We start from the raw sequence: 26421 nt of genomic DNA, 5'->3' as shown, positions 1-26421 counted from the left end.
CGACCAGATCTGGAAGGGGCCGCTGCGCCCGCTCCACCCGGCGGGCCTCGCGCGGCCGCGCGTCGGGATCGGCGGCATCTCGATCGAGTCGAGCACGTTCTCGCCGCACATCTCCGGCGAGGACGCGTTCACGATCCGCACCGGCGACGAGCTGCTCGCGTACTATCCGTTCCTCGCCGAGGGGGAGGAGCTGAGGGATGCTGCGGAGTGGGTGCCGCTGACGCACGGGCGCTCCCTTCCCGGCGGAGCGGTCGCCCCGGAGACGTACGTGCGCATGAAGCAGGCGATCGTCGACGGGATCCGTGCCGAGGGTCCGTTCGACGCGTTCTTCTTCGACATTCACGGGGCGATGAGCGTCGTCGGCATGGATGACGCCGAGGGGGACCTTGCGACCGCGGTGCGCGAAGCCCTCGGTCCCGACACGCTGGTGTCGGCGTCGATGGACCTGCACGGCAACGTGTCGGACGCGCTCTTCGACGCCGTCGACCTCCTCACCTGCTACCGGATGGCGCCGCACGAAGACTGGATGAACACGAAGCAGCGCGCGGTGCACAACCTGCTCGAGCGGCTGCGCGGTGACGCGGGCGCCGACCCGGATGCGCGGCGCCCGTACAAGGCGTGGGTGCGCGTGCCGGTGCTGCTGCCCGGCGAGATGACGAGCACGCGCCTCGAGCCGGCGAAGGGGCTGTATGGCACCATCCCGGAGGTCGAGGAGCTCGAGGGCGTCGTCGACGCCGCGGTGTGGGTGGGCTACGCGTGGGCGGACGAGCCCCGCTGCCACGCCACCGTCATCGTGGCCGGCGACGATCCGGCCGTGATCGCCCGGGAGGCGGAGCGGCTCGGGCAGCGCTACTGGGACGCCCGCGCCGACTTCGTGTTCGTGGGCCCGACGGCGAGCCTCGACGAGGCGCTCGACGAGGCGCTGGCGGACGACGCGCCGCGCCCTTACGTGATCTCCGATTCGGGGGACAACCCGACGGCCGGTGGCGCCGGAGACGTCTCGTGGACGCTCGGTCGCCTGCTCGAGCGCGGCGACCTCGAGGATGCGTCGCGCACGGTGCTCGCAGCATCCGTGTTCGATCCGGAGGCGGTGCGCGCCGCCGAGGCGGCGGGAGTCGGCGCCACCGTGACGGTGCACGTCGGCGGACGGGTCGACCCCGGACCGCGCGGTCCGGTCGAGCTCACGGGCGAGGTGTTCTCGATCACCGACGGCGATCCGGTCGCGGGAACACAGGTCGTGCTGCGCCGAGGCGCGGTGCACGCGATCGTGACCGAGCGGCGCAAGCCCTTCCACCACCTCGACGACTTCCGGATGCTGGGGCTCGACCCTGAGACGGCCGATGTCGTCATCGTGAAGATCGGGTACCTCGAGCCCGAGCTGTACGACCTCGCCGCGGGATGGACGCTCGCCCTCACCCCGGGCGGCGTCGACCAGGACCTGCTGCGTCTCGGCCACTCGCGCCTGGGGCCCGGCACCTACCCGTTCGCCACGACCGACGACGAGCCCGACCTCACGGCGCTCGTCACCCGACGCCGCGGCACGGAGGCACGCGCATGAACTTCGAGACCCGCACCGGACCCGACCTCGGCGCAGATGCGCCGGAGTACCCCGAGACGTCGGTGCCCGACTGGTACCGCGACGCGAAACTGGGTTTCTTCGTGCACTGGGGCCTGTACTCGGTGCCCGCGTGGGCGCCGGCGCATCCTCCCGGGGGCGTGCCCACTGAGGACGCCTACGCCCACCACCAGTACGCCGAGTGGTACGCGAACACGGTGCGCATCGCGGGGAGCCCGACGTGGGAGCGCCATCAGGAGCTGTACGGCACCGGCACGAGCTACGAGGACCTCGCGGAGCACTGGGATGCCGGGGCGTTCGACGCGGATGCCTTCGTCGGCGCGCTCGTCGACGCGGGGGCCCGCTACGTCGTCCCGACGACCAAGCACCACGACGGCTTCTGCCTCTGGGACACCGCGACCACGACGTTCAACGCGGCGCGTCGCGGTCCGCGCCGCGACCTGATCGCCGAGCTCCATGATGCGACCCGCCGAGCAGATGCGCGCTTCGGCGTCTACTTCTCGGGCGCCCTGGACTGGCACGTGAGCGACTACCCGCCGATCGAGTCCGACACGGACCTCTTCCGGTTCCGGCGCGCCGACGACTGGTTTTCGCGCTACGCGGCGGCGCAGCTCGATGAACTCGTCGAGCGATTCCACCCAGACCTGCTCTGGAACGACATCGAGTGGCCGGACGGCGGAAAGGGGCGGGAGGACTACGCGGTCGCCGCACTCCTGCGCCGCTACCTCGCCGCCGTGCCCCATGGCGCCGTGAACGACCGCTGGGGCGTACCCCGGCACGGTTTCCTCACGCGCGAATACACCCACGTCGCCGAGATCGTCGCCGAGCCGTGGGAGTCGACGCGCGGGCTGGGGTACTCCTTCGGGTACAACCAGGCGGAGGATGCGGGCCACTCGCTGTCGGGCGCCGCGCTCATCCGTCTCCTCGCGGACGTCGTGAGCAAGAACGGCAACCTCCTGATCAACGTCGGCCCCCGCGCCGACGGCTCTATCCCCGAGCTGCAGCACCGCGCCATGCGCGAGCTGGGTGCGTGGCTGCGCCGCGACGGCGACGTGATCTACGGCACCCGCCCGTGGGTGCGTGCGTTCGAGGAGACCGGGGCGCCGCGCGCCTACACGTCGGGCGACGGGGTCGTGAACGTGATCGCGCTCGACCCCGCTGCCGGCGACCTCGAGCTGCCCGAGGAACTCTCCGATCGGCCGGCGCGCTGGGCGGACGGGACCGAGGCGCTGCTCGAGCGTGCGGCCGGCGGCCCCGTGCGCGTGGGTGTGCCCGATGCCCTCCGCTCTGAGCCGGCGGTCGCGCTGCGGGTCGCACTGTGACGGCGACGGTCGTCGAGATCGCCGTGCAGGACGCCGCGGGCGCCCGTGCGGCGATCGCGGCCGGGGCCGACCGGCTCGAGCTCTGCCAGGCGCTTGTCGTCGGCGGTCTCACGCCGTCGATCGGTACGATCGAGGCCGTCTGTGACGCGGTCGGCGCCGAGAAGGTGAACGTGCTGGTGCGTCCGCGTGGTGGCGGATTCGTCTACGACGCCGACGAGGTCGCGGTCGTCACAGCGGACATCCGCGCCTGCGTCGCGCGCGGGGTCGGCGGCGTCGTGGTCGGCGCGCTCGATACGAGCGGCCGCGCGGACCGCGAGGCGCTTCGCCGGTGGACGGATGCCGCGGGCCCGGCCGCGCTCGTCTTCCACCGTGCGATCGACGCATCGCCGCGCAGTGCTGAGGTGTTCGAGGCACTGCTCATCGACGGCGTCGACCGCGTGCTGACCTCGGGCGGGGCGGCGCGCAGCATCCGGGGCATCGATCGCCTCGAAGCGTACGCCCGACTCGCGGGGCCGGCGCTCGAGGTCACGGCGGGCGGCGGCGTGGCGCCGGTCGACATCCCTCACCTGGTGCACGCCGGCGTGGGCGCCGTGCACCTGTCAGCGCGCCGGCGCGCCGGGCTCGACGCCTCGGCCGGGCCTGGTGGAGGAACGGACGGGCACGACGTGACCGATCCGGCGATCGTGGCGGAGGCGGTGGCCGCCGCTCGCGCCTGATCGCCGCGGAACGTGGTGGAGTCCCGGGACCAGGAAGCCGTTGCTGTCCGTGTCGTATCACCGCACCGCGACCGCGACTCACATCACACAGCCTCGCCAACCCGGGCGAGCATGAGGAAAGGAACGGCCATGGACGGGAGCACCCTGACCTTCACGGCCGACCGGCTCGATCGCGAGCGGGCGGCCGCCCTGGATCGCGAGAACGAGATTCTCCGCAGCATCGCCGACCGCGGCGCGACGGTCACGCCTGAGAGCCCGGCGTCACGCGTCTCAGCAGGCCTCGGCTTGTGGTTCCGCAACCTCTTCACGAGGCCGCGGCAGCTGCGATTCTCTTGAATCCGTCGAGACCCGCCGCCCGGGAGCGCGGCGGGTCTCGCCATGTCTGCGGCAGGGCGCGCGCCACGGCTAGGCTCACGACATGCTTGCACCGCGCCGCGTCGAGATCGCCGTCCAAGACCCCGCCGGAGCCCGCGCCGCGATCGCCGCGGGAGCTGCTCGCCTCGAGCTGTGCCAGGCCCTGGACGTCGGCGGTCTGACGCCGTCGCTCGCGACGCTCGAGGCCGTGCTGGCCGCCGTCGACCCCGCGACCGTGAACGTGCTCGTCCGCCCGCGCGGCGGTGGGTTCGTCTACGACGCCGACGAGATCGGCCTCGTGTCGGCCGACATCCGCGCCTGCGTCGATCGCGGCGCGGGTGGCGTGGTGGTCGGCGCACTGACGCCCGCGGGCGGTCTCGATGTCGAGACGCTCCGCAGATGGCGGGATGCTGCGGGCCCGGCGACCCTCGTATTCCACCGCGCCGTCGACGCCGCCGCCGACCCGTCGGCCGTCTTCGATGCGCTGGTGGCCGAAGGCGTCGACCGTGTGCTCACCTCGGGCGGAGCGCCGCGCTCGATCGACGGCCTCGCGACGTTGGCGGCCTTCGCCGAGCGTTCGGGCGACGTCGAGGTGATGGCAGGCGGCGGCGTACAGCCGGCCGACATCCCGGCGCTGTTCGCAGCCGGGGTCGACGCGGTGCACCTGTCCGCGCGGTCGCGCGCGGGCCACGATGCGCCGTCCGGCCCGGGTGGCGGCTCGGCCGGGCATGATGTCACCGATCCCGCGCTCGTGGCGGAGGCCGTCGCCGCCGCAGGCTGAGGCAACCGTCCCGCAGCCGTACACCGGATGATCGCCGGGGCGCCTGCGCCGGTTCACCTCGCCGGGTCACGGTCGCCTCGTGCGCGCCACGAACCGTGTGACCACATTCCTTGCGGCCTCCGTTCTCCTCTTCGGGATCGCGGCCTCGATGGGCGGCCACGCCGGTGCGGCGGAGGGACGCCGGGAGGTGGCGTCGACGGGCACCGTGACGATCGACGAGGTGTCGCCTGCGGGAGTTCGAGGGCGCGCTTCCGGATTCTTCGAGCTCGCGAATCCCGGAGATCGCCCGGTCGACCTCACCGGGTACGCGGTCTTCCGCTGCGACGAAGAGGGGCTGCGCACCCGCCCGACGGATCCCGAGGCGGACCTCGCCGGCATCACCCTCGCCGCGGGGGAGCGACGCGCGTTCCCCACCCCGCGCCTGGCGGAGCGCGGGTACGGCCTCATCGTCATCGCGCCGTCGGGCGCGACGGCCGACGCGGTGGCGGTCTACACGGATGACCCGGGGCCGACGACGTCGGAGTGCGCAGGGGGCGTCGAGCTTCCCGTGACCACGGCCGCCGCTCTCGGGGAGAGCTGGCAGCGCGCCGGGTCGTCCTCGGACGCGCGATGGGTGCGCGCCGTCGCGACACCGGGCGAGGCGAACCGCCTCGCGGAGGTCTCCGATGCGCGAGTGCGGGTGTCGGAGATCGCGGCGGCGGGTCCGGCCGGGCACGGCGACGACTTCGTCGAGCTCGTGAACGACGGCACAACCGACGTGGACCTCGCGGGCTGGCGGCTGTATCGCTGCACGGCGAGCGGGACCGCGCCGACGGAGGCGCTCCAGCACGTTTTCGGAGCGGACGCCGCGCTGGTGCCGGGCGAGCGGATGATCATCGGCGGTCCCGCCTTCACGGAAGAGCCTGACGTCCGCGTCGACACCTCACTCGCGGACACCGCGTACGGCGCCCTCCTCATCACGGCGGACGGGCGCCGGGTCGACGGGGTCGGAGTGTCATCGTGGGAGGACACCGCCTGCCAGACGGGACGCGACAAGCTGCCCTCGACGCTGGACTACCGCACCGGGCAGAGCTGGCAGCGGCAGGTCGACGGCGGCTTCGCGGTAGCGGGTCGCACTCCGGGCGAACCGAACGCGGTGGACTCGGTCGCGGTCGCCGCATCCGTTGCGGGGGCGTTCGCCTACGGCGACCGGCCGGGTGTCGCGGTGAGCGAGATCGCGACGGACCCGGAGATCGAAGGGATGCCGCGACGCAACTTCGTCGAGCTCGCGAACTTCGGCGCGCGCCAGGTCGACATCTCGGGGTGGACGCTGGTGGCGTGCGGCGCCGATGGCTTCCGCGGGTTCGACGACCTCGCGGTGGTGGCGCCGGGCACGGTACTCGGTCCCGACGACACCTGGACCGCCGCGCTCGCGGGCACACCTGCCGCCGAGAGTGCCGATGCCGCCTACGACGACCCGCTCGAGCTTGCGGGCGCAGGCGTGTGGGTGGCGGACGCCGACGGACGCCGCGTCGACAGCGTCGGTGTCTATCACCGCAACGAGATGGACAGCAGCGTGGATCGCGAGAGCCCGTGCACGAAGGGGCTCGCGCTGTCGACGTTCGCCGTCGACCGGGTGCGGGGCGAGACGCTGCAGCGCGCCGCGTTCACCGGCGACGACGCGAGCGACTTCGTGCCCGCCGCCGCGACCCCCGGCGTGCTCGCCGGTCCCCGCGCGGTATCCGCGGACGACATCGTCGGGCGCGCGCTCGACCGGGCCCGATCGGTCGCGGTCGATTCCGCGATCGGCCAGGCGGCAGCATCCGCAGCCCGTCCGGGGGGCAGGGAGGGTGCGCCGGTGGAGGTGATCGCGGCGCATGCCGGGTCTTCACTCTCGCCCCTCACGGGTCGCACCGCACCGGGCGAGTGGGAGGTCTCGGCAGCGGAGCTGAGCGCGCGCGACGATGCGTACGACCTGCCCTATGTGCGGATGCGCGTCCGCCTCCCCGCCGACGGCGGCACGGTCTCGTGGAGCGGGCGCACGGTCGGTCGCGCCGAGGTGCGTCTCTCGGTATGGGCTCCGGCGTCCGGAACGGGTCGGCAGGCGGGATGGCGCACGCTCGACGACGCCACGGGCGGGACGACGGCGACGGATGCTGCCGCCACCGCAGCCGTGAGGCTCGAGGGCGTCGTGCGCGAGGAGGAGGTCGTCGACGGCGCGGCCGACCTGCTGGTGCAGGTCGTCCCACGTGGGGAGTCGACCGCCGCGTACGCGGACGGACTCGCCGACCCCGCGGACTACGACCTCGCCCTCGGCCACCTCACCGACACGCAGTACTACTCCGAGGCGTACCCCGAGGTGTATGCGGGCGAGGTGGCGTGGCTGGCCGCGAACGCCGACGCGCGCAAGCTCGCGTTCGTCACGCACACGGGCGACCTCATCCAGAACTGGGTCGATCCCGGTCAGACGGAGGAGCGTGCGCGCCGCGAGTACGACGTCGCGTCGCGGCTGCAGGGCGCGCTGGATGCGAACGGCATCGCCAACAGCGTGCTTCCGGGCAACCATGACAACAAGCGCGGGGTGAGCAACGACCTGTTCAACGAGTACTTCGGTCCCGAGCGGTACCGGGACCAGCCGTGGTTCGGCGGATCAGTCACGCCCGACGACAACAGCGCGAACTGGTCGGCGTTCGAGGCGGGCGGCGCGCGGTTCGTGATGATCTCGCTGCCCTACGCGTACGGCGAGCGCGAGATCGCGTGGGCCGAAGACGTCGTCGCCTCTCATCGGGACGCGAACATCGTCATCTCGACGCACGAGCACCTCACGCCGGCGACCGCCGAGGGCGACGCGGAGCGTTCGACCACGTCGCGGTGGGTGTCGCACGGCGATCTGCTGTGGGAACGGGTCGTGGCGCCGAACCGCAACGTCGTGCTCGTGCTGTCGGGGCACTTCCACGGCCTCGGCGCGATCGTCACCGAGAACGCCGGAGGCATCCCCGGGCACACCGTCCTCGAGGCGCTCGCGGACTACCAGGAGTTCCGCACGCCGACGGGGGAGCGGGCCACGGGGTTCCAGCGACTGCTCCAGGTCGATCTCGCCGCCGGCGTGCTGGCGGTCGACACCTTCTCGGTGCCGCTCGGTGCAACCGCCAGCCATCCGTACGACTACTCGCAGTTCCTTCCCGACGACGGCGACGCGGCGACCCCGTCGAACGAACGGCCGTGGCGGATCCTTGCGCAGGGCCTGCAGCACCGCTACACCGAGAAGGACGACGCGTTCGCCGTGCCGCTGGCGCTGCAGTACGCCAAGGCAGTGGAGACGGATGCCGTCACCCTCGCCCACGAGTGAGGTATCAGGGCACGCGGGCGCGGCCTCGGCAGCATGAGGGGTCGCACGCCCCGCATTCCACCCAGAGCAGAGGAGCCGTCATGAACGTCGAACCGTGGAGCACTGTCGGACCGGGGTCATCGGCAGCGATCGTCCCCGGCATCCAATACCTTCTGCGAGCGCACGGCCAGGCCGTGCCCGTCACCGGGATGTACGACCCCGCGACCACCGCGGCGGTCACCGCCGTCCAGACCGCCCAGGGCGTGCCGGCCGACGGCATCGTCGGACCTGTGACCTGGCCGAAGCTCGTCATCGCGGTGCAGCAGGGGTCGACCGGCGACGCGGTGCGGGCCGTGCAGCAGTTCGGACTCGTGCGATCGCCCGGGGAAGACCCACTGGTCGTGGACGGGAGCTTCGGCCCGATCACGAAGGAGCGGGTCGAGTTCTTCCAGGAGTCGTGGGGCCTCACCATCGACGGCATCGCCGGTCGGGAGACCTGGTCGTTCTTCAGCACGTTCCTGCCGGGCGACCGGCCGTGGCCACTGGTGAAGCAGGGGTCGACGCAGGCCACGAACTGGCGCGTCCTCGCCGCGCAGCACCTGCTGCGCGCGCACGGTGCGACGATCGCCGCCGACGGCGCGTTCGGCCCGTTGAGCGGCCAGGCAGTGAAGACCTTCCAGCAGACGCTCCGCGCGGTAGAGATCTCGACGACGCTCGGGCAGCTCGACTGGCCGAGCCTCATCATCACCGTGAAGCAGGGCGACGGACCCGCGGCACCGAAGGGCGAGGCCGTGCGTGCCGTGCAGACGCTCCTGGCCGGGCTCGTCGTCGACGGCGACTTCGGTCCGGCGACCGACGCCGCCGTCCGTGAGTTCCAGCAGCTGTTCGCCCCGCCGGTCGACGGCATCGTGGGTCCGGTCACCTGGCACTCCCTGATGCTGCGGAAGTTCGAGTGAGCGCCGCGGGCCCGGGTGACGTGCCCTCTGCGGGTGGCGCCCGGGCCGGCGCGGCCCCGGCACTACGCTGAGAACGTGACGACCGGACGCGACGACGACGCCCTCACCTGGGACGGCGACGACGACCCCACGCTCGACCGCGGCGAGACCGGCGAGCCTGACGAGGAGCCCGAGACCCCGGCGGCGTCGACGCCCGCCGAGCTGCCGAAGGGATTCACCGCCGTCGGCAAGGGCAGCGACGCGCTGGCCTCCGCGGATGCGCCGCAGTCCGCAGCATCCGATGCGAGCACCGCACCCGAGACGTCCGTCGACGAGCGCCGGCCGATGGGCAACGGCGCGCTGATCGCGTTCGGCGTGCTCGGCGGCGTGTACGCCCTCTATGCGATCGGCTGGCTCATCGGGGGCCTGCGCCTGCAGGGCAGGGCGCAGTACCTCGTGCTCGACGTCATGTACCAGGGAAGCCTGTGGCTCGCGGTGCTGGCACCGCTCCTGTGGTTCGCCACCACTCTGCTGCTGACCCGCGTCTCGCGCACGTGGGTGCGCTTCGCATGGCTCGGCGCGGGAGTCGTGCTGCTGCTGCCCTGGCCGTTCGTGATGATCGGGGCGATCGGACAATGAGCGACGAGACGATGGATGCTGCGACCCCGGCCGCGAAGCGCGGCAAGACGCCCACCTGGCTCGTGGCCGCGATCTCGGGTGTCACCGGGCTGTTCTACGCCTACGCCGTCTGGAACGCCATCGGCAATCTCGTGGCGACCCTCGGCGTGTTCGGCGACGCCGGCCTGACGCTCAACGCTCTCGGGTGGTTCATCTGGATCTTCGCCGCGGTCTTCCCCCTGCTGGTGTGGGGTGGAGCGTTCGCCATCGGGTACCGCCGTGCGCCCCACGAGCTGCTCCTCGTGATGCTCACGGGCCTCGCGGTGGTGGCCGTCTTCTGGCTGAACGTCGTCGCGTACACGACGCTCAACTCCGCATCGTTCCTGGGCTGAGCCTGCCGGCAGCCGTCACACGGTCGGGCGCGCAGCCGCGCGCGCGGTAGGCTGGCACAGGCCTCGCCCCCCGACGGCGTGCGGCGCGGCATCCGGTTCTGCTCCGCGCGTTCGCGCACCGCCCCACTAAGGAACACCCGTGCCGAAGCCTGTCGTCCTGATCGCCGAAGAGCTCTCTCCCGCAACGATCGATGCCCTGGGTCCCGACTTCGACGTGCGCAATGTCGACGGCACCGACCGTCCCGCGCTGCTGGAGGCCCTCGCCGACGCCAACGCGGTGCTGATCCGCTCGGCGACGAAGATCGACGCCGAGGCGATCGCCGCGGCGCCCGTCCTCAAAGTCGTCGCCCGCGCCGGCGTCGGCCTCGACAATGTCGACATCAAGACCGCCACCACAGCCGGCGTCATGGTCGTGAACGCGCCGACCTCGAACATCATCTCGGCGGCCGAGCTCACCGTCGGCCACATCCTCAGCCTCGCGCGCCGCATCCCGGCCGCGCACGCGTCGCTCGCTGGCGGCGCGTGGAAGCGCAGCTCGTACACCGGCACCGAGCTCTTCGAGAAGACGGTCGGCATCATCGGCCTCGGCCGCATCGGCGCCCTGATCACCGCTCGCCTGCAGGCGTTCGACGTCCGCGTGATCGCGTACGACCCCTACGTCACGAGCGCCCGCGCGCAGCAGCTCGGCGTGCAGCTGGTCACGCTCGACGAGCTGCTCGAGCAGAGCGACTTCGTCACCATCCACATGCCGAAGACCCCCGAGACCACGGGCATGATCGGCGCCGAGCAGTTCAAGATCATGAAGCCCACCGCGTTCGTCGTGAACGTCGCCCGCGGTGGTCTCATCGACGAGGAGGCGCTGCACGCCGCACTCACCGCGGGCGAGATCGCCGGCGCGGGTCTCGACGTCTTCACGTCCGAGCCCCCTGCCGAGGGCGGCACCGCGGCGGCCCTCCTCGACCTCCCGAACGTGGTCGTCACGCCGCACCTCGGCGCCTCGACCGAAGAGGCGCAGGAGAAGGCCGGCGTCTCGGTCGCGAAGTCGGTGCGCCTCGCGCTCGGCGGCGAGCTCGTTCCTGACGCCGTGAACGTCGCCGGCGGTGTGATCGACCCGTATGTGCGCCCCGGCATCCCGCTCGTCGAGAAGCTCGGCCAGATCTTCTCCGCGCTCGCGCGGTCGCCGCTCACGAGCCTCGATGTCGAGGTGCACGGCGAGCTGCAGGCGTACGACGTCAGCGTGCTCAAGCTCGCCGCGCTCAAGGGCGTCTTCACGAACATCGTCAGCGAGAGCGTGTCGTACGTGAACGCGCCGCTGCTCGCGGAGCAGCGGGGCGTCGAGGTGCGCCTGCTCGTCGACGACGACAGCCCCGAGTACCGCAACGTCATCACGCTGCGCGGCGCCCTGTCGGACGGCTCGCAGCTCGCGATCTCGGGCACGCTCACCGGCCCGAAGCAGGTCGAGAAGCTGGTCGGCATCAACGACTACGCGATCGAGCTGCCGATCGAGACCAACCATGTCGTCATGCTCTACACCGATCGCCCCGGCATCGTCGCCATCTACGGCCAGAAGTTCGGCGAGGCGGGCATCAACATCGCCGGCATGCAGATCGCGCGCGAGACCGCCGGCGGCCAGGCCCTGTCGGTGCTCACCGTCGATTCGCCGGTGCCCGACGCCCTGCTCGACGAGGTGAGCACCGCGATCCAGGCCGATCTCTTCCGCCAGATCGAGATCACCGAGTCCTGATTCCGCGACGGATGCTGCGCCCCTGAGCCCCCGCAGCGGGCCGGGTTGCAGCATCCGTCGTCTTCATCCGCCGGTGATCGGCTGGTCGGGCAGAATCGGCGAGGCGGCTCAGCTGCGCGCGGCGCGCTCGACCAGAGCGATCAGCGCGTCGAGCGCCTCACCGCGGGGGACCGGGCCGGGGATCGACCCGCCCGACAGCGCGTTGTTGAAGTAGAGGCCGTCGCTCACGAGCATCACCAGGTCGAGCGCCGTCGCGTCCTTGGTGTGGGGCTCGAGCACGGCCGCCCAGTCGTCGCGGATGTGCCGCAGCGCATCGCTGGCGGTCGCATCTCCGCCTTGTGCGAGGCGTGAGGTCGCGAGGATCGCGCGGTCGATCGGGTCGTTCGCCATGACCGACGTGTGCAGGAAGTAGGCGATCGGCCCCTCTGGTGCTGCGGCCATCAGGTCGACGTCCTCCTGCACGAGTATGCGGAGCCGCTCGATCAGTGCCGCCTCAAGCGCCTCCTTCGTGCCGAAGTGGTAGAGCAGGCCGCCCTTCGACACGCCCGCGGCCTTCGCGGTGGCGTCCATCGTGGCCGCGCGCTCGCCCTCTTCGATGAGGATCTGCTCGAAGGCGTCGAGCACCTTCTCGCGGGCCAGGGGAGGGCGACTCATGGCCTCGATGGTATCGACGGGCGTTCGGGCATTCTGTTACTATACCGGCTGGACGGTATAGAAATGATGATGACCCTCACTCAAGAACTCTCGCTCGCCGACGCCCAGAGCCGGAAGGTCGGCTGGCGCGGCTGGGCGGCACTCGTCGTGCTCATGCTGCCGGTGCTGCTCGTGTCGGTCGACAACACGGTGCTGAGCTTCGCGCTGCCGTCGATCGCCCTCGAACTGGGCCCGTCGAGCGCTCAGCAGCTGTGGATCATCGACGCGTACCCGCTCGTGCTGGCGGGTCTGCTCGTCACGATGGGTACGCTCGGCGACCGGTTCGGACGGAGACGGATGCTGCTCATCGGCGCGACCGGCTTCGCTGCCGTCTCGGTGCTCGCGGCCTTCGCGCCGAGCGCCGCGTGGCTCATCGCCGCCCGCGCCGCGATGGGCGTGTTCGGCGCGATGCTCATGCCCTCGACGCTGTCGCTGCTGCGCAGCATCTTCACCGACCGCGACCAGCGTCGCCTGGCGATCGCCGTGTGGGCGTCCATGTTCTCCGCTGGTGCGGCGCTCGGCCCGATCGTCGGCGGACTGCTGCTCGAGCACTTCTCGTGGGGCTCGGTGTTCCTCCTGTCGGTGCCTGTCCTGATCCCGCTTCTGGTGCTCGCGCCGCTGCTCGTGCCCGAGAGCCGCGACCCGAAGCCCGGCCGCATCGATCCGCTCAGCATCGCGCTGTCGATGGCGACGATGATCCCGATCGTCTACGGCATCAAGGAGCTCGCCGTGCACGGGTTCGCGGTCGCCGCGTGGCTGCCGATGCTCGTCGGTCTCGGCTTCGGCGTGCTGTTCGTCCGCCGCCAGCTGCGCGCGAAGACCCCCATGCTCGACATGCGGCTGTTCGGCCTGGGCACCTTCAGCGGTGCCCTGCTCGTGAACCTGCTGAGCGTCATCGCGCTCGTCGGCTTCCTGTTCTTCGTCGCTCAGCACCTGCAGCTCATCGTCGGGCTGTCGCCGATGCAGGCGGGGCTGGCACTCGTCCCCGGACTTGCGATGATGATCCTGGCCGGCCTCGCGGTCGTGCCGATCTCGAAGAAGTGGCCTGCCCGCGTGGTGGTGCCGACAGCGCTCGTGTTCTCGGTCGCGGGCTACGTCGCGGTGGCCTTCGCGACCGGTCCCGACAGCGTGGGCACGCTCGTCGCCGCCTTCGTCTCGCTCGGGATCGGCATCGGCGCGGCCGAGACCGTGTCGAACGAGCTGGTCCTCTCGAGCGCACCGCCGGCGAAGGCGGGTGCTGCGAGCGCCGTCTCCGAGACGGCGTACGAGCTCGGTGCGGTGCTCGGCACGACCGTGCTGGGCGGCATCCTGACGGCTCTCTACCGCTCGAATCTGGTCGTGCCGGACGGTGTGACGGATGCTGCGGCGGCAGCCGCGTCCGAGACCCTGGCGGGCGCGGTCCACGCAGCCGACCAGATCGGTGGAGCGACCGGCGAGGCGCTGTTCGAGGCGGCGGCGACCGCATTCGACGCAGGGGTGACGGTCACGGCGCTCATCGGGGCGGCCCTCGTGGTCGTCGCGGGGGTCATCGCGGCCACTACCCTGGGAGGGTCCCGCCAGAAGTCGTAGGAGCACCATGTCGCGTGTCGTGAAGCTGGCCGTCATCCCGGGTGACGGCATCGGTCCGGAGGTCATCGCCGAAGCGGAGAAGGTGCTCGACGCCGCAACCGCGGGCAGCGGCATCCGATTCGAGAAGACGCGGTACTCGCTGGGCGCCGGGCGCTTCCTCGAGACCGGCGACACGCTGACCGACGAAGACCTCGAGGCGATCAGGGACCACGATGCGATCCTGCTCGGCGCCGTCGGGGGAGTGCCGGGCGACCCGCGGCTGAAGAACGCGAACATCGAACGCGGGCTGCTGCTGAAGCTGCGCTTCGAGCTCGACCACTACGTCAACCTGCGTCCCTCGAAGCTGTACCCGGGCGTTCCCGGCCCGCTCGCAGAGCCGGGTGACATCGATTTCGTCGTCGTGCGCGAGGGCACGGAGGGGCCGTACGTCGGCAATGGTGGCTCGATCCGCACGGGCACGCCGCACGAGGTCGCGAACGAGACATCGGTGAACACCGCCTTCGGCGTGGAGCGCGTCGTGCGCTACGCGTTCGACCTGGCGGAGCGCCGCTCGAAGCGCGTGACTCTCGTGCACAAGACGAACGTGCTCGTGCACGCCGGCGGCATCTACAAGCGTCTGGTCGACGAGGTGGCGCGGGAGCACCCCGACGTCGCCGTAGACTATCTCCACGTCGACGCGGCCACCATCTTCCTGGTCACGAACCCGGGCCGGTTCGACGTGATCGTCACCGACAACCTCTTCGGCGACATCCTGACCGACCTGGCCGGCGCCGTCACCGGTGGCATCGGCCTCGCCGCCTCGGGCAACATCAACCCCGACGGCGCGTTCCCCTCGATGTTCGAGCCCGTGCACGGATCGGCGCCCGACATCGCAGGACAGCAGAAGGCCGATCCCACGGCCGCGATCCTCTCCGTCTCGCTGCTGCTCGATCACCTCGGGCTCACCGACGAGGCACAGCGCGTCACCACGGCTGTCGAGGACGACATCGCGACCCGGAGCACGGCATCCCGTACGACGGCGCAGATCGGCGACGCCATCGCCGCACGACTCCAGGCGTAACCTGGAACCGGCAAGCGCCGTCCACTCTCGCGGCTCGACCGCACGAAAGCACAGGCTCGTCATGACCCTCATCGACTCCGATCCCGACACCGGACTCGCGCCTCTCGAGTTCACCGTCAACCGCAACCTCCAGGCGAAGACTGCCCAGCAGCGCGAGGAGATCCTCGCGAATCCCGGCTTCGGCACCAGCTTCACCGACCACATGGTCGACATCTGCTGGTCCGTGAACGGCGGGTGGCACCGTCCGCGCGTCCAGCCGTACGGCCCGCTGTCGCTCGACCCCGCCGCTGCGGTCCTGCATTACGGCCAGGAGATCTTCGAGGGCATCAAGGCGTACCGCCACGCGGACGGCTCGATCCACACGTTCCGTCCCGACCAGAACGGCCGTCGCCTGCAGCGCTCCGCGCGCCGCCTGGCGCTCCCTGAACTGCCGGTCTCGTACTTCATCCAGTCGCTGCGCGAGCTCGTCGCCGTCGACGGCGCCTGGGTGCCGTCCGGTGACGACCAGAGCCTGTACCTGCGCCCGTTCATGTTCGCCAAAGAGGCGTTCCTGGGCGTGCGTCCCGCGCACAAGGTCGGCTACTACGTGATCGCCTCGCCCGCCGGCGCCTACTTCAAGGGCGGCGTCCAGCCGGTGTCGATCTGGCTGAGCGAGGACTACGCGCGGGCCGGCAAGGGCGGCACGGGTGCGGCCAAGACCGGCGGCAACTACGCGGCGAGCCTGCTGCCGCAGTCCGAGGCGTATGAGAACGAGTGCGATCAGGTCGTGTTCCTCGACCAGGATCGCAACGTCGAGGAGCTCGGCGGCATGAACGTCGTGTTCGTCTACAAGGACGGCACAATCGTCACCCCGCAGTCGGACTCGATCCTCGAGGGCATCACGCGCGACTCGATCCTGCAGCTCGCGGCCGACCGCGGCCACAAGGTCGAGGGACGTGCCGTGTCGTTCGACGAGTGGCGTCAGGGCGTCGCCTCCGGCGACATCGTCGAGGTGTTCGCGTGCGGCACCGCGGCGGTGGTGACCCCCATCGGCGTGCTCAAGGGCAAGGACTTCCTCGACGAGCAGCCGACCGGTTCGCTCGCGCTGTCGCTGCGCGAGGAGCTCACCGACATCCAGTACGGCCGCCGTGAGGACAAGCACGGCTGGCTCCTGCGCCTCGACGCCTGACCGGCTCACACCGCGACTTCTGGAGCGGACGGATGCTGCGGCATCCGTCCGCTTCGTCGCCGGCGGCGCGCGCACACCGGGCCGGCGTCGGCGCCACTCGCTAGGCTGAGCGGGTGAGGATCGCGCGCTTCAGCCACAACGACGCCATCAGATTCGGGATCGTCGACGAGGGCGAGCTGGTCGTCCTTGCGGGCGACCCGATGTTCGCCGGCTACGAGACCACGGGGGAGCGCGTGCCGCTCGCCGACGTCGCGCTGCTGGCGCCGGTGATCCCCCGGTCGAAGATCGTGGCGGTCGGCCGCAACTACCGCGACCACGCCGCTGAGCTGGGCAACGACGTGCCGACGTCGCCGATGCTGTTCTTCAAGCCGAACACCTCGGTGATCGGCCCCGGTGACGCCGTGGTGCTGCCGAAGGGGTCCGACTTCATCAGCTTCGAGGGCGAACTCGCCGCCGTCATCGGGCGCATCGCCAAGAACGTCTCGGCAGATGACGCGCTCGACTACGTCTTCGGCTACACGATCGCCAACGACCTCACGGCGCGCGACTGGCAGCGCTCCGACGGCCAGTGGGCACGTGCCAAGGGCTTCGACACGTCGTGCCCACTGGGCCCCGCGATCGAGACCGACTTCGACGTCAACGGCCCCGCCGTCATCACCACGCGGCTCAACGGCGAGGTCCGCCAGCAGGGGCCGATCAGCGACATGATCTTCTCGCTCGCCGACGTCATCGCCTTCGCGTCGGCAGCCTTCACGCTGCTCCCGGGCGACGTCATCCTCACGGGCACCCCCGCCGGGGTCGGTCAGATCAGCGCGGGCGACACCGTCGAGGTCGAGATCACCGGGCTCGGGACGCTGCGCAATCCGGCTCGCGATGCCTGAGACCGGCTCCTCGTCGGCGGTCGACCTCGCGCCGACCGCTGACGAGATCGCCCGCGTCCAGCGGCGCACCGTCTGGGTGCTGTCGGGCGGGCAGGTGCTCGGCGGGCTCGCGTTCGGTGCGACGCTGTCGCTCGGCGCCGTGCTGGCGGCCGAACTGTCGGGCCAAGACGCCTTGTCGGGACTGGCGGCTGCGGCCGTCACCTTCGGCACCGCGCTGACCGCGGTGCCGCTTGCGGCGATCGCGCGCCGTCGAGGCCGCCGGCAGTCGCTCACCACGGGCATGGCCGTCGCCCTCGTCGGCGTCGCCCTCGTCATCCTCGCCGTCGCACTGCGATCGTTCCCGGTACTGCTGGCCGGCTTCCTCATCATCGGTGCGGGGCAGGCTGCGAACCTGCAGTCCCGCTTCGCCGCGGCGGACCTGGCGACCGACGCGTCGCGCGGACGCGACCTGTCGATCGTCGTGTGGGCCACCACCGTCGGCGCCGTCCTCGGCCCGAACCTCACCGGACCCGGCGAGCTGATCGGCGGGGCGATCGGGATGCCGCCGCTGACGGGCGCGTATCTGTTCACGGTCGTCGCGCAGGGGCTCGCCATCGTCCTGTACCTGGTCGCGATGCGGCCCGATCCACTGCTGCTCGCGCAGCGCGTCGTGGCTTCCGCGAGGGCGGGCAGCCGCGCGATCGCGAAAGCCGATAGGCCCGTGGCCGCGCGCTACGCGATCTTCGCGGTGGCGGCCGCCCACGGCACGATGGTGTCGGTCATGGCGATGACGCCCGTGCACCTGACGCACCTGACGCACGACGCGTCGGAGGCGGCGACGCTGTCGATCATCGGCCTCACGATCAGCCTGCACATCGCCGGCATGTACGTGCTCTCACCGGTCTTCGGCATCCTCGCCGACAAGGTGGGGCGCGTTCCGACGATCCTCGTCGGACAGGCGCTGCTCGCGGCAGCGCTGCTGACGGCGTCCTTCGGTCAAGCGTCGACCACGGCGGTGACGGTCGCCCTCATCCTCCTCGGGCTGGGCTGGAGCGCCACCACGGTCGCCGGGTCCACGTTGCTCACCGAGTCCTCGTCGGAGGACTTGCGCACCCGCCGTCAGGGGTTCAGCGACTTCACGATGAGCGTCGTCGGCGGCGTCGGCGCGATCGCGGCCGGCGCGCTGCTCGGCTGGATCGGCTATGGCGGACTCGCCCTCGTCGTCCTTGTGCTCGTCGCCGCCTCGGTGCTGCTGTCGCCCCTCGGTTGGCGCGCGTCGGCCGGCTCGGTGAAGAGGTCCGCGCCCAGCGCGTGACCGTCAGTGGCCCAGTGCCGCGAGCGCGAGGTCGACGTCGCCCTGGTCGTTGAAGAGGTGGAACGCCACGCGCGCGCGTCCCGACCGACCCGATGCGGTGATCTCTGCGGCGGTGAGCCGCGCGAGGTCGCGCCCCTCGGGGTCGTCCCACGTGACGATCGCGGACGCGCGCTCGGGCTGTGAGAGACCGAGCCCGGCACGGAATGTTGCGGCCAGCCCGGTGGCGTGCGTGTAGAGCTCTTCGGGGTCCAGCGAGGCGAACAGCTCGAGCGCGGGTGCGGCGCCGACGAACGCCTGCCACGCCGGCGACACATCGAAGCGGCGGGCGTCGGAGGCGAGCTCGACCTCCGAGCCGTAGCACGAGGACCACGGGGCGTCGCCGGCGTACCAGCCCGCGTTGAGCGGCGTCATTCGGGCCGCCAGCCGGTCCGACACGGTGAGGAACGACACGCCCCGCGGCGCGCACAGCCACTTGTACGCATGGCACACGACGGCATCGAAGACGGATGCCTCGACCCGCAGCCATCCGACGGCTTGGGTCGCGTCGCACAGCGTGAGCGCGTCGTGCGCTGCGGCCGCCGCCACGATGGCCGCAGCATCCGCCACCTCGCCCGTCGCCGACTGCACGACGGAGAACGCGACGAGCGCCGTGGTCGGACGCACGTGCGCCGCCAGGTCGGCGAGCGGCGCCGTGCGCACGACGAGCCCGCGGCCGGAGTGGACGAACGGCAGCACGAGCGACGAGAACTCGCCCTCGGGAACCAGCACCTCGGCGCCGTGAGAGAGCGCGGAAGCCACCATCCCCGCGGCGACCGAGGTCTGCGAGCCGATCGCGACCCGCTCTGCGCCGACTCCGACGAGCGACGCGAACAGCGCCCGCGAGCGTTCCACTGCCGCACAGTACGCCGCGAGGTCGGGGCGCCCGGCCGCGGAGGCGTCGAGGTCGGCCAGCATCGCGCGACGGGTGGCGCGGCTCGGCAGGCCCACCGTGCACGCCGCGAGGTAGTCACGGCCGCCGGTGAACTCGCGCCGGGCGGCCTCGAGAGCGGAGGAAGGGGCGATCGCAGGCATGCATCCAGGGTGGACGGTCGCGATTGCTCATGTCTACGACAGGTGTTCCATGCTGGACATAACCGTCGCTTATGATTCAGTCATGAGCGATGCGTGGGACGACGACCCGGGCTTCGACGCGCGGGAACTCCGTGTCGTGAAGGCGATCGCCGACGAAGGGTCCATCACAGGCGCCGCGCGCGCCCTCGGGTACAGCCAGCCCGCGGTGAGCCAGCAGCTCAAGCGGCTCGAGCAGCGCCTCGGGGTGGCGATCGTCGAGCGTGTCGGTCGGAGCGTCCGCCTCACCGACGCGGGCCGCATCCTCGCGCGGCACGCCACGGCGGTGACGACGGCATTGGATGCTGCCGCCGGCGAGCTCGCCGAGCTCCGCGGCCTGCGCTCCGCGCGCGTGCGTCTCGTCGGCTTCCCCTCCGCCTCACCCACGATCGTGCCGAGGCTTCTCGCGGACCTCGCGCAGCGGCATCCGGGAATCTCCCTCACTTACGTCGAAGCCGAGCCGCCCGAGGCCGTCGAGGCGGTGCGCGAGGATCGCACCGACATCGCCCTGACCTTCAGCTACCCCGGCGACCGCGACGACCCGCACGGCTCGAGCGCCCGTGGGCTGGCGGTTCATACGGTCGGCGCCGACGAGCTGCTCGCGGTGCTGCCCACCGGGCACCCCGCCGCGACCGCCGACATCATCGACGTCGCGACCCTCGCCGACGACGACTGGATCGCCGGCTGTCCGCGCTGCCGCGGCCATCTGCTCGAACTGTGCGGGCGCGCCGGGTTCGCGCCCCGTATCGCGTTCGAGACCGACAACTTCGTGGCGGTCGAGGGGCTCGTCGCGCAGGGGATCGGCGTGGCGACGCTGCCCCGGATGGCGGTCGAGTCGTTCCCGCAGCTGCCGGGGGTCGCGGTAGTGCCGTTGCCGGCGGGGGAGCAGCGCCGCATCCACACCGTGACGGCGCGCGGCGCGGACCGCGTTCCCGCGGTGCGCGCGACGCTGGACGCGCTAGCGCGGCTCATCGCGGGGCCTTCCTACCAGCCCGGCGGGGCAGCATCCCGCAACTAGACTTGGGGGCGATGTCTTCTTCGCCTGATCCTCGCACCACCACCGCCACCGGCACCGACGTCCGCGTCCGCTTCTGCCCCTCGCCGACCGGTCTTCCGCACGTCGGACTCATCCGCACGGTGCTGTTCAACTGGGCGTACGCGCGTCACACCGGCGGCAAGCTGGTGTTCCGCATCGAAGACACCGACGCGGCGCGCGACAGCGAGGAGAGCTACCACCAGCTGCTCGACGCCCTGCGCTGGCTCAGGATCGACTGGGACGAGGGCGTGGAGGTCGGCGGTCCGCACACCCCCTACCGGCAGTCGCAGCGCCACCACATCTACCGCGAGGTGCTCGACAAGCTCGTCGCCTCCGGTGCCGTGTACGAGAGCTACTCGACGCCCGAAGAGATCGATGCCCGCAACGAGGCCAACGGCCGCGCGAAGCAGCTCGGGTACGACAACTTCGACCGCGACCTGACCGCCGAGCAGAAGGCCGCGTTCCGCGGTGAGGGTCGCGAGCCTGCGTGGCGCCTCCGCGTTCCCGACGAGGACCTCACCTACGTCGACCTCATCCGCGGCGAGGTGACCTTCCCGGCGGGCTCTTTCCCCGACTTCGTGCTGGTGCGCGCGGGCGGCGTGCCGCTGTACCCGTTCGTGAACCCCGTCGACGACGCGCTGATGGGCATCACACACGTCATTCGCGGTGAGGACCTCATGCCCTCGACCGCCCGCCAGCTGGCGCTGTACAGCGCGCTGGTCGATGCCGGCGTCACGACGTTCATCCCGCGCTTCGCGCACATGCCGCTCGTGCTGGGCGAGGAGGGCAACAAGAAGCTCTCCAAGCGCGACCCGAAGGCCGACCTCTTCCTGCAGCGCGACAAGGGCTTCATCCACGAGGGCCTGCTCAACTACCTCGCGCTCCTCGGCTGGTCGATCGGCCCCGACCGCGACGTCTTCTCGCTCGAGGAGCTCGTGGCGGCGTTCGACATCGTCGACGTCAACCCGAACCCGGCGCGCTTCGACCAGAAGAAGGCCGAGTCGATCAACGGTGACCACATCCGGATGCTGCGGCCCGGCGACTTCGCCGCCCGTCTGGTGCCGTATCTGGCCGCTGCCGGAGTGGTCGACGAGGATCCCACCCCGGCGCAGCAGGCCATGCTCGTCGCGGCCGCACCGCTCGTGCAGGAGCGCATGCAGCTGCTCGGAGACGCGCCGGGACTGCTCGGCTTCCTGTTCTCCGACACGGTCGCTTACCAGGACGACGCCCTCGCGTCGCTGCCTGCGAACACGAACGAGGTGCTGGTCGCATCGGTCGGCGCGCTCGAGCTGGTGCCCGACACCGAGTTCACCGCCGCCGCCGTCCAGGACGCCCTCGCCGCTGCGCTCATCTCGCCGGTGGAGGAGGGCGGACTCGGCCTCAAGCCCCGCGTCGCCTATGGCCCGCTCCGCGTCGCGCTGAGCGGCCGCCGCGTGTCGCCGCCGCTCTTCGAGTCGATGGAGCTGCTCGGCAAGTCCGAGTCGATCCGCCGACTCAGAGCACTGCTCGACGCGCGCGGGTGACGGCTCGGTTTGGAGCACGTGCCGGCGTCGCGTAGACTCATTCCTCGGCACGGCTTCGGCTGACAGCCTTGGGGTATGGTGTAATTGGCAACACGGCTGATTCTGGTTCAGTTGTTCTTGGTTCGAGTCCAGGTACCCCAGCAGTAGTTTTCGCAGGATTCCGCAGCAGGATCCACCCTCGTTTCGAGGCGTCTCGATCCGTCTGATCGGTGCGGGACCAGAAACAGGACCAAGTACGCGTGTGCGCCTCTGCGCGCGGGATTGGTGTCCGGGTTCCCACGCTCCGGATACACGCTGTACGGGTCGCCACGGACGACACCGGCGCACCTCACGTGCAGGCTCTCGCAGGGCCACGGGAGGCCGCCTGCCTCCTCCCCGCGAAGACGGGTCGGCCGATGAGCGTGGTAACGACGAACGGTTGCTGCGTAGCGTCGTCGACGACAACACCGCGGGGCTGACAGCTCCGCTGCGAGAGTGTCCGGCTATGCGGACTCGGTTGGATTCTGTGGATCATCGCCGGGCGCGCGCGACGGGATATCGGTTGGTTTCAGCGAGCGCAGGCGCTCCTTGGCACGGGGCTGTAGCGGGGCTGGAGGCACGGGTCTCTCCACGTGCCAGTCCTCCGCTCTGGCCTCCGCCCACCGCTTGTCTCGAGCAGCACGCCGTTGGTCCGGCGCCTGGTCATTCGGCTGATCGGATCCGCTGGTCATCTTGTGACCGTACGCCGTCCGCATGTGCACGCTCTCAGGAAGCGGGGTCGCCACCTGTGTAGGTCGGCGATCGCCGTGGACGTTCTCGCCTGTGGCTGGCCCTACGACTGCGGCGTACGCTCGATGCATGGAACCGCCGAACGTGTGCAAGGCCAGATTCGACGAGGTGGTTACCGGCGGCCATCGCCGCGTCACTGTCGGCGTTGAAATCCGCGACCGGGAGTCCGACGGATCGATCCCCACCGCCGCGTGGTTCCGCGGCGAGGAATACCGTCTCGACATCGAGAATGAGGCGGGCGTTGCAGTCTATGTGAGACGCCTCTAGATCATTGCACCGCACCCCCGGACACCAGTCGGACCCCCGGGTGCAGGACCGGTGCAAGCGGCCATGAGTGCTGGGATGCTACGACCCCTCGGCGCCTGTCGGCCCGAGGGGCCGCGGTGCGGAGGAACGGCGGGATCGTCCCCATTTGGGATCCCGGCTCCCCGTTACGCCTGCCGGCATCCCCAGGGGGCCGGTGGCAGGAACGACCCTACTCCGCGCAGCAAACATCCGCACCATGAGCTCTCGCAGCGATAGCGTGCGCCGGGCCCGTCCGCGATCAGTGCCAGGTGTACAACCGCAAGCGAAACCCGCAAGCGCTACGGCTCCAGCACGGGGCAACCGTATCGACGGTCAGTCGGCGGTTGCGGTTCGCCGCAGCCAACGGGGCGACCAAGTTCCCACCCACGTCGAAGCACGGCGTGTACGATCACCACGAGGGCACCCGGACCCAGCGCCCGCTCATTCCGATGCGAACGGCGGGAACCGATGTCCATGACAGCCGGCTACGAACGACCGCGCGATGCCTTCTCGCTGGCAGCTGCCGCACTCGCCGCCGGGGGAAGCGATGATCTCTGCTCCCCGCTGCGAGCGGCCGTCGCGATGCCTGGCGCCGTGGTCTCCACCCTGGGCCCGCCGATGGGTTCGCAGACGGTGTGCGCCAGCTCCAGGCTCGGCGCCCGGATCGACGAGATCCAGATCGACCTCGGCGAGGGTCCCTCGTGGGAGGCGCTTCGTACCCGGCACCCGGTCGCGGCAGCCGATCTGCGAGCCAACGGCGGGGCGCGCTGGCCAGGAGCCTGGGCGGCACTCCGAGAGCTGGAGGTGACGTCGCTATACGCCTTCCCCCTCTTCGTCGGGAAACTGAGCATCGGGTCGATCGCGCTCTACTCGGCGGCCGTGCGCGAGCTGTCCGGCGACGACCTGGCAGGCATGAGCCGGCTCGCCGCGATCGTTTCGGGCACTCTCCTGCGCCGGGGGTTGGATCGTCTCGACGTCGAGGGCGCTGAGGCGTCAGACGAGCCTTACTCGCGCCGGGAGGTGCACCAGGCGACGGGCATGATCGCGGCCAGAAGCGAGATCGACGTGGACGACGCCCTCATGCTCTTACAGGGCCACGCGTACGCGACGGGCCGCCCCGTCCGCGACGTCGCTGCGGACGTGATCGCCCGCGTTCTCGACCTCGGCCTGTGACAGGACAGCGCTTAGGATGACGACATGACGGCGCCGACCCGCGAGCTTCAGCTGCTGGGAACCTTCGTCGCCCTGGCAGACTCCCTTGTCGACGACTTCGAGGTCGTCGACCTCCTCCAGCGACTCGTCGACGAGTGCATCTCGCTCTTCGATGCCGCGGCAGCCGGCATCCTCCTGCTCGGTCCGTCGGATGAGCTCGAAGTGATCGTCTCGACGAGCGAGCGGAGCGAACTCGTGGAGCTCATGCAGCTGAAGGTGGGGTCGGGTCCATGCGTTGAGGCGGCGACGACCGGCGAGGTGGTCTCCGTCGGCGACATCGACGCGATCGCTGACCGCTGGCCGGCTTTCGCGGCCGATGCCCGCGCCTCCGGATTCTTGTCGATTCACGCGATTCCGTTGCGATTGCGCGACTCGACCCTCGGATCGCTGAACCTCCTCCGGGATGAGCCGGGCGCGCTCAATGCAGCCGATGCTGCCGCGGCCCGGGCGCTGGCAGACATCGCAACCATCAGCATCCTGCAGCAGCGGCTGGTCGAGGAGTCCGAACTCGCGCAGGCGCAGCTCCAGCGGGCGCTGGACAGCCGGGTGGTGATCGAGCAGGCCAAGGGGTATCTCGCTCAGCGCCAGAACATCGACATGGATGAGGCGTTCGCGCGGATCCGGGGTCACGCCCGCTCGACGCAGGCTCGAATCGGCGTCATCGCCGCCGATATCATCGCCGGGCGACTGCTCCTCTGACCGCGCCCGCGCACCGCCCGCTCGCTGTGATCCGGCTATAGGGTCTGCCGCTGCTGGAGCAGCGGACACTCGAAGGGGTCGCGTTCGCCGAGCCCGACCCTGTTGATATAGCGGACGACGATTCCGTACGACTGCCAGAGACCCGTCTCGGTGTACGCAACGCCGTGCTCCCCGCAGTAAGCGCGGATTGTCGCCGACGCCCGGCGGAGGTGCGGTCGGGGCATCGACGGAAACAGGTGATGCTCGATCTGGTAGTTGAGCCCTCCCATGACCGTGTCCAGCAACCGAGTTCCTCGAATGTTCCGGCTCATCAGAACCTGACGACGGAGGAAGTCCACCTTCTGGTCGGCCGGGACGAGTGGCATTCCCTTATGATTCGGTGCGAACACCATACCCATGTACACGCCGAACACTCCGAGTTGAACTCCGAGGAAGGCGAACGCGATCCCTGGCGACAGCACCCAGAACGCCAGCACGACGAACCCGACGATCCGGACGGAGAGAAAGGCGATCTCGATCGGACGGCGACGCAGCGGTTCCCGTGAGAACACGCGACGCACGCTCGATGCGTGCAGCGAGAGACCTTCCAGCAGCAAGATCGGGAAGAACAGCACCCCCTGGTGTGCGATGAGCCAGCGCAATGGTCCGCTGCGGCTGGCGCGCCGACGGTCCGCCTGCTCCGGCGTGAACGCGATGACGGGGAGTTCGATGTCGGGATCGCTGCCGATCTTGTTCGGGTTCGCGTGATGTCGCGTGTGCTTGTGCTGCCACCACCCGTAGCTCATTCCGACGAGCAGATTTCCGATCACGAGCGTGGTCCAGTCGTTCCACCGCCCGGAGCGGAAGATCTGCCGGTGGGCGGCGTCGTGTCCCAGCATGGCAACCTGCGTGAGAACGACGGCCAGCACGGCCGCCGTCACCAGCTGCCACCACGTGTCGCCGATGAGGATGAAGCCGGTGAGCACGACCGCGATCGCGAGCGGGGCCGCGACGAGCTTCGTCCAGTAATAGCCGTAACGGCGCCGCATGAGGCCGCTTCGGTTCACCATCTGCGACAGTTCGGTGTAGCGATTCGACGCCTTCGGCGTCGCCGACCGCACGGGCGGTGCGATCGATCCGGAAGGAGAGACGGCCATCTTGTGCTCCTGTCATGTGAAGCGCGCATAGATCGTGTCGCATCAATGACGAAGTCTGGGCCATCTGTTCTCAGAGTATCCCTGAGACGCGTTGCCCTCGCGGGGTCAGGGTGAACGCACAGGAAGGCGACATGCGGCGGGATCGCTGACGCCGGGGGGGGAGCAGCTGGGAGACGCTGGATCGCCGCGGCCGCACCCGTCGCGGCCGGCGACGCGCGCGACGTTCGCGGAACCTGTGAGGCGCA

General features: G+C 70.7%; 23 protein-coding genes and 1 tRNA gene. 21 read left to right on the top strand and 3 right to left on the bottom strand.

Features of this window, described 5'->3' with window-relative positions; all coding sequences use genetic code 11:
• The first annotated feature begins 7 nt into the window (after positions 1-7).
• The 10 genes from ACEYYH_RS12000 to serA all read left to right on the top strand — a co-directional run bounded on the left by ACEYYH_RS12000 (position 8) and on the right by serA (position 11745).
• Positions 8-1558 carry a M81 family metallopeptidase gene (locus ACEYYH_RS12000; protein WP_374978212.1) on the top strand — a complete coding sequence of 517 codons (1551 nt, stop codon included), beginning with the start codon at positions 8-10 and terminating at the stop codon, positions 1556-1558.
• Complete coding sequence (locus tag ACEYYH_RS11995) at positions 1555-2898, top strand: alpha-L-fucosidase (RefSeq protein WP_374974624.1); 1344 nt, start codon at positions 1555-1557, stop codon at positions 2896-2898. The genes ACEYYH_RS12000 and ACEYYH_RS11995 overlap by 4 nt, the downstream gene beginning before the upstream one ends.
• Positions 2895-3614, top strand: a complete 720-nt coding sequence (locus tag ACEYYH_RS11990; RefSeq protein ID WP_374974623.1) for a copper homeostasis protein CutC — start codon at positions 2895-2897, stop codon at positions 3612-3614. Before ACEYYH_RS11995 ends, ACEYYH_RS11990 begins: the two co-directional genes overlap by 4 nt.
• Positions 3615-3743: 129 nt before the next feature.
• Entirely contained in the window at positions 3744-3950 is a 207-nt protein-coding gene (locus tag ACEYYH_RS11985) for a hypothetical protein (protein WP_374974622.1), read from the top strand.
• 82 nt (positions 3951-4032) lie between these two features.
• A complete protein-coding gene (locus ACEYYH_RS11980) occupies positions 4033-4749 on the top strand; it encodes a copper homeostasis protein CutC (RefSeq protein ID WP_374974621.1) in 717 nt (238 codons plus the stop codon).
• 79 nt (positions 4750-4828) lie between these two features.
• Entirely contained in the window at positions 4829-8077 is a 3249-nt protein-coding gene (locus ACEYYH_RS11975) for a lamin tail domain-containing protein (protein WP_374974620.1), read from the top strand.
• 80 nt (positions 8078-8157) lie between these two features.
• Complete coding sequence (locus ACEYYH_RS11970) at positions 8158-9012, top strand: peptidoglycan-binding protein (RefSeq protein ID WP_374974619.1); 855 nt, start codon at positions 8158-8160, stop codon at positions 9010-9012.
• Positions 9013-9087: 75 nt separating this feature from the next.
• The gene (locus ACEYYH_RS11965; RefSeq protein WP_374974618.1) at positions 9088-9630 is read left to right on the top strand and encodes a DNA polymerase III subunit gamma/tau; all 543 of its coding nucleotides are present in this window, start codon (positions 9088-9090) and stop codon (positions 9628-9630) included.
• Entirely contained in the window at positions 9627-10001 is a 375-nt protein-coding gene (locus ACEYYH_RS11960; RefSeq protein WP_374974617.1) for a bacitracin resistance protein, read from the top strand. Before ACEYYH_RS11965 ends, ACEYYH_RS11960 begins: the two co-directional genes overlap by 4 nt.
• Before the next feature lie 139 nt (positions 10002-10140).
• The gene (serA, locus tag ACEYYH_RS11955; protein WP_374974616.1) at positions 10141-11745 is read left to right on the top strand and encodes a phosphoglycerate dehydrogenase; all 1605 of its coding nucleotides are present in this window, start codon (positions 10141-10143) and stop codon (positions 11743-11745) included.
• Positions 11746-11853: 108 nt separating this feature from the next.
• Here the strand turns inward: serA and ACEYYH_RS11950 are convergent, their stop codons facing one another.
• Positions 11854-12399: a TetR/AcrR family transcriptional regulator gene (locus ACEYYH_RS11950; RefSeq protein WP_374974615.1), complete on the bottom strand. Its 546-nt coding sequence runs from the start codon at positions 12397-12399 to the stop codon at positions 11854-11856.
• Positions 12400-12465: 66 nt separating this feature from the next.
• Here ACEYYH_RS11950 and ACEYYH_RS11945 point away from each other — a divergent pair, with 66 nt between their 5' ends.
• The 5 genes from ACEYYH_RS11945 to ACEYYH_RS11925 all read left to right on the top strand — a co-directional run bounded on the left by ACEYYH_RS11945 (position 12466) and on the right by ACEYYH_RS11925 (position 18410).
• The gene (locus ACEYYH_RS11945; protein ID WP_374978211.1) at positions 12466-14007 is read left to right on the top strand and encodes an MFS transporter; all 1542 of its coding nucleotides are present in this window, start codon (positions 12466-12468) and stop codon (positions 14005-14007) included.
• 7 nt (positions 14008-14014) lie between these two features.
• Complete coding sequence (locus tag ACEYYH_RS11940; RefSeq protein WP_374974614.1) at positions 14015-15067, top strand: 3-isopropylmalate dehydrogenase; 1053 nt, start codon at positions 14015-14017, stop codon at positions 15065-15067.
• Between the two features lie 61 nt (positions 15068-15128).
• Positions 15129-16235, top strand: coding sequence for a branched-chain amino acid aminotransferase (locus tag ACEYYH_RS11935; protein WP_374974613.1), 1107 nt, complete (start codon positions 15129-15131; stop codon positions 16233-16235).
• Positions 16236-16348: 113 nt separating this feature from the next.
• On the top strand, positions 16349-17116 hold the full coding sequence (locus ACEYYH_RS11930; RefSeq protein ID WP_374974612.1) for a fumarylacetoacetate hydrolase family protein: 768 nt from the start codon (positions 16349-16351) through the stop codon (positions 17114-17116).
• Positions 17109-18410 carry an MFS transporter gene (locus tag ACEYYH_RS11925; protein ID WP_374974611.1) on the top strand — a complete coding sequence of 434 codons (1302 nt, stop codon included), beginning with the start codon at positions 17109-17111 and terminating at the stop codon, positions 18408-18410. Before ACEYYH_RS11930 ends, ACEYYH_RS11925 begins: the two co-directional genes overlap by 8 nt.
• A gap of 3 nt (positions 18411-18413) precedes the next feature.
• On the opposite strand, the gene ACEYYH_RS11920 is transcribed toward ACEYYH_RS11925, so the two are convergent.
• The gene (locus ACEYYH_RS11920; protein WP_374974610.1) at positions 18414-19481 is read right to left on the bottom strand and encodes an aminotransferase class V-fold PLP-dependent enzyme; all 1068 of its coding nucleotides are present in this window, start codon (positions 19479-19481) and stop codon (positions 18414-18416) included.
• Positions 19482-19563: 82 nt separating this feature from the next.
• On the opposite strand from ACEYYH_RS11920, the gene ACEYYH_RS11915 reads away from it, so the two are divergent.
• From ACEYYH_RS11915 to ACEYYH_RS11890, 6 genes are all read left to right on the top strand, one after another.
• The gene (locus ACEYYH_RS11915; protein WP_374974609.1) at positions 19564-20535 is read left to right on the top strand and encodes a LysR family transcriptional regulator; all 972 of its coding nucleotides are present in this window, start codon (positions 19564-19566) and stop codon (positions 20533-20535) included.
• 11 nt (positions 20536-20546) lie between these two features.
• Positions 20547-22076, top strand: a complete 1530-nt coding sequence (gene gltX, locus ACEYYH_RS11910; RefSeq protein WP_374974608.1) for a glutamate--tRNA ligase — start codon at positions 20547-20549, stop codon at positions 22074-22076.
• 69 nt (positions 22077-22145) lie between these two features.
• Positions 22146-22217, top strand: a tRNA-Gln gene (locus ACEYYH_RS11905).
• A 696-nt stretch (positions 22218-22913) separates the two neighbouring features.
• Positions 22914-23111: a hypothetical protein gene (locus tag ACEYYH_RS11900; RefSeq protein WP_374974607.1), complete on the top strand. Its 198-nt coding sequence runs from the start codon at positions 22914-22916 to the stop codon at positions 23109-23111.
• A 486-nt stretch (positions 23112-23597) separates the two neighbouring features.
• Positions 23598-24302 carry a GAF and ANTAR domain-containing protein gene (locus ACEYYH_RS11895; RefSeq protein ID WP_374974606.1) on the top strand — a complete coding sequence of 235 codons (705 nt, stop codon included), beginning with the start codon at positions 23598-23600 and terminating at the stop codon, positions 24300-24302.
• A 24-nt stretch (positions 24303-24326) separates the two neighbouring features.
• On the top strand, positions 24327-25040 hold the full coding sequence (locus ACEYYH_RS11890; RefSeq protein WP_374974605.1) for a GAF and ANTAR domain-containing protein: 714 nt from the start codon (positions 24327-24329) through the stop codon (positions 25038-25040).
• Between the two features lie 35 nt (positions 25041-25075).
• Here ACEYYH_RS11890 and ACEYYH_RS11885 read toward each other — a convergent pair whose 3' ends face one another.
• Positions 25076-26176, bottom strand: coding sequence for a fatty acid desaturase family protein (locus tag ACEYYH_RS11885; RefSeq protein ID WP_374974604.1), 1101 nt, complete (start codon positions 26174-26176; stop codon positions 25076-25078).
• Positions 26177-26421: the final 245 nt, after the last annotated feature.

It is taken from the genome of Microbacterium trichothecenolyticum, assembly GCF_041938625.1.
In the GTDB taxonomy this organism is placed as follows: Bacteria; Actinomycetota; Actinomycetes; order Actinomycetales; family Microbacteriaceae; genus Microbacterium; species Microbacterium trichothecenolyticum_D.
Note: the sequence above shows the minus strand (reverse complement) of the source record. Positions and strands in the feature narration are given on the sequence as shown.